Origin of the sequence: uncultured Aquincola sp. (assembly GCF_964001545.1) — a bacterium.
Lineage (GTDB): Bacteria > Pseudomonadota > Gammaproteobacteria > Burkholderiales > Burkholderiaceae_C > Aquincola.
Genome location: NZ_CAXFDV010000822.1, coordinates 1 through 3,485, shown reverse-complemented (window position 1 = coordinate 3,485; position 3,485 = coordinate 1). Strand labels below are relative to the sequence as shown.

Sequence of the window (3,485 nt, the reverse complement as noted above, 5' to 3'; positions counted from 1 at the left end):
CACCGAGCGCATCCGCGTGCGTTCGGTGGTGGGCCGCTTCCTGGAACACACCCGGGTGCTGTACTTCCGCTGGGGCGAGGACGATGCGCACGAGGCGCTGTACCTCAGCAGCGCCGACTGGATGAGCCGCAACATGTTCCGGCGCATCGAGCTGGCCTGGCCCATCCACGACCGCGCGCTGCGCCAGCGGGTGATCGACGAATGCCTGGTGCCCTACCTGCACGACACCAAGGAAGCCTGGCTGCTGCGCTCGGACGGCCACTACGAGGCCGTGACCACCACCGGTGAGCCGGTGAGCGCCCAGCAGGCCCTGATGGCCCGCTTCGGCGATTGAACACCAGACCAAGGAACCGGCGATGGACCTCATCCTCTGGCGCCACGCCGATGCGGTGGAACTGCACGAGCCCGGCGATGACCTGGCCCGCCCGCTGACGTCCAAGGGCGAGCGGCAGGCCGCGCGCGTGGCCGCCTGGCTCAACCAGGTGCTGCCCGAGAGCACCCGCATCCTGGCCAGCCCCGCCCGCCGCACGCAGCAGACGGCGCAAGCCCTGGACCGCAAGTTCAAGACCGCGCCCGGCCTGGCGCCCGACGGCACGGTGGAATCGCTGCTGGCCGAAGCGCGCTGGCCCGATTCGCGCCACCCGGTGCTGGTGGTGGGCCACCAGCCCACGCTGGGGCTGGCCGCTTCCTACCTGCTCACCCGCGGCACGGTGCAGCCCTGGAGCATCCGCAAGGCCGGCGTCTGGTGGCTGCGCCTGCGCGAGCGGGGCGGCAGCTCCGAGGTGGTGCTGGTCAGCGTGCGCGGGCCTGAGCACCTGTAGGCTTCACGCCGACAGGCGCAGATCGACGATGCCGTTGCGTTCCCACGCGGCGGCTTCTTCCTGCAGCAGGTACAGCGTGCGCGGGTGCTGGCTGGCCCAGCCGGCCGGCACGCTGATGACGGCGCTGCGGCCGTGGCGGTGCACGTCGATCGCATGGCCACCGAACGCGCCGCGCGCATGGCACTCGATGGCGGCCAGGCGCAGCGCCACCACCTGCCAGGCAAAGCCTTCGTTGGCCAGCGCCGCCTCGATCTTGCGCAGCCCGCCGCGCTGGCCCAGCACCAGGTCGGCGATGCGCCGTTGCTGGTTCTGCGAGAAGCCCGGTGCATCCACATGGCTCAGCAGGTAGGCGCTGTGGCGGTGGTGGTCGTGGTGCGACACCATCATGCCCAGCTCGTGCAGGTCGCAGGCCCAGCCCAGTTCGCGCAGGGCATCGGCATCGGCCTGCGGCGCCAGCTGGCGGTACAGCGCCAGCGCCACCACCCGCACCCGCTCGGCCTGCGCCACGTCCACCTGAAAGCGCTTCTGCAGCTCGCGCACCGACTGGTCGCGCACGTCGCCCCGCTCGGCATCGCGCGGGGCATGCACGCGGTCGTACAGGTCGATGATCACGCCCTGGCGCAGCGCGCCGCGGGCCGGCTGCAGGCTGTCGATGCGGAAGTGCGCGGCCAGCGTGTACAGGATGGCCAGGCCGCCGGCGATCACCGCGCGGCGGTCTTCCTTCAAGCCGGGCAGGTCGAGCTTGTCGATGTGGCCCGCGCTGATGCACTGCTGGATCAGCCAGCGCAGGCCCTTGGGCGTGATGCTGCCGTCGGTCACACGGCTGGCGGCCAGCAGCTGCGACACCGCACCGGCGGTGCCTGAAGAACCCAGCGCCTCGGTCCACAGCCGCGGCGCAAAGGCGTCCAGGCCTTCTTCGAATTCGGCGCCGGCCGCGATCTGCGCTTCGCGAAAGCCCGCCTCGGTCAGCCGGCCATCGGGAAAAAAGCGCATCGACAGGCTCACGCTGCCCACGCGGAACGATTCCGCCGTTGTGGGCAGGCGGCCGGTGCCCAGGATCATCTCGGTGCTGCGCCCGCCGATGTCGATCACCAGCCGGGGCGCTTCGCTGGGTTGCAGGTGGGCCACGCCGGCATAGATCAGGCGCGCTTCCTCGCGGCCCGAGATCACCTCGATCGGCTTGCCCAGCGCCTCCTGCGCACGCGCCAGGAAAGCATCGCGGTTGCGGGCCTCGCGCAGCGTCTGCGTGGCCACGGCGCGCACCTGCGCCACCTCGAAGCCCTGCAGCCGCTTGGCAAAACGCGCCAGGCAGGCCAGGCCGCGCTGCGCGGCCGGCTCGGTCAGCAGGCCGTCGGCGTCCAGCCCGGCGCCCAGGCGCACGGTGTCCTTGAGGTAGTCGATGCGGCGGTAGCGCCCGTGCTGCATCTGGCCGATTTCCAGCCGGAAGCTGTTCGAGCCCATGTCGATGGCCGCAAGCGGGCCGGAGGTCAAGTTGCGCTGAAGATCCATGCGGGCATTGTCGTGGCTGGCCGTGGCGGCACCGTGGCGCGCGCGCATCGCAGCCGCGCTTGCGCCGGCTCCTAGAATGCCGCTCCCCCACGTTTGCCGACCGCCCGTCACGCCGCTTCATGACCTTGCTGTACATCGTCCTGGCCACCCTGGCCGGCGGCCTGCTGTCGGTGGGCATCGCGGCCAGCCTGACGGTGCATCTGCTGGGCCGGGTGGTCAAGAGCCTGGTCAGCCTGTCGGCCGGCGTGCTGCTGGCCACGGCGCTGCTCAACGTGCTGCCCGAGGCCTTCGAGAGCAACGCCGAGCCGCATGCACTGTTCGCCACGCTGCTGGGCGGGCTGCTGTTTTTCTTCCTGCTGGAAAAGGTGGAGCTGTACCGCCACACCCACCACCATGAAGGCGACGGCCACCACCACCATCACCACTTCGATGCCGAGCAGGCCGGCCGTGGCGGCTGGAGCGTGCTGCTGGGCGACAGCATCCACAACTTCTGCGACGGCGTGATCATCGCCGCCGCCTTCCTCACCGACGTGCGGCTGGGCACGGTGACGGCGCTGGCCATCATCGCCCACGAGATTCCGCAGGAGGTGGGCGACTACATCGTGCTGCTCAACGCCGGGCTGTCGCGCACCCGGGCGCTGGTCTACAACGCGCTGTCGGGCGCGGCGGCGGTGGTGGGCGGTGTGGTGGGCTACTTCGTGGTGGGCCCGTGGGAAGCGCTGTTCCCGTACCTGCTGGTGGTGGCCGCCAGCAGCTTCGTCTACGTGGCGGTGGCCGACCTCATCCCACAGATGCAGCGGCGCCTGTCATTGCGCGACACGCTGCTGCAGGTCGGTTGGCTGGCCGCGGGCTTGGTGATCGTGCTGCTGGCCATGAGCGGCCTGCAGCACAACCACTGATTTCAGCCCCCAAGCTCGCGCTGCTCGCGGCCCCCCAAGGGTGGCGCACCCGCCCTTGGGGCGGCCCGGCGGGCGGGTGGTTTCACTTCACCACCAGCACCGGCAGCTTGCTGTGGATCAGCACGCGCTGGGTTTCGCTGCCCAGCAGCAGGGCGGCCATGCCGCGGCGGCCGTGGGAGGCCATCACCACCAGGTCGACGCCCTCTTTCTCGGCCACTTCCAGGATGGCTTCCCAGGGGTGCAGCGCTTCCACCGT

At 70.8% G+C, this 3,485-nt stretch carries 4 protein-coding genes and 1 pseudogene; 3 read left to right on the top strand and 2 right to left on the bottom strand.

Annotated features, from left to right (window positions below; all coding sequences use genetic code 11):
• Together ABNT58_RS28540 and sixA are read left to right on the top strand one after the other, a co-directional pair.
• Window positions 1-334, top strand: a pseudogene (locus ABNT58_RS28540) (polyphosphate kinase 1); the annotation flags it as partial.
• A 22-nt stretch (window positions 335-356) separates the two neighbouring features.
• Complete coding sequence (gene sixA, locus ABNT58_RS28535) at window positions 357-821, top strand: phosphohistidine phosphatase SixA (RefSeq protein ID WP_348756730.1); 465 nt, start codon at window positions 357-359, stop codon at window positions 819-821.
• Between the two features lie 3 nt (window positions 822-824).
• Here the strand turns inward: sixA and ppx are convergent, their stop codons facing one another.
• On the bottom strand, window positions 825-2,330 hold the full coding sequence (ppx, locus tag ABNT58_RS28530; RefSeq protein ID WP_348756729.1) for an exopolyphosphatase: 1,506 nt from the start codon (window positions 2,328-2,330) through the stop codon (window positions 825-827).
• A 119-nt stretch (window positions 2,331-2,449) separates the two neighbouring features.
• Here ppx and ABNT58_RS28525 point away from each other — a divergent pair, with 119 nt between their 5' ends.
• Window positions 2,450-3,229, top strand: a complete 780-nt coding sequence (locus ABNT58_RS28525) for a ZIP family metal transporter (RefSeq protein WP_348756728.1) — start codon at window positions 2,450-2,452, stop codon at window positions 3,227-3,229.
• Between the two features lie 82 nt (window positions 3,230-3,311).
• Here the strand turns inward: ABNT58_RS28525 and ABNT58_RS28520 are convergent.
• The coding region (locus tag ABNT58_RS28520; protein WP_348756731.1) for a universal stress protein at window positions 3,312-3,485 on the bottom strand (174 nt) is incomplete at its 5' end.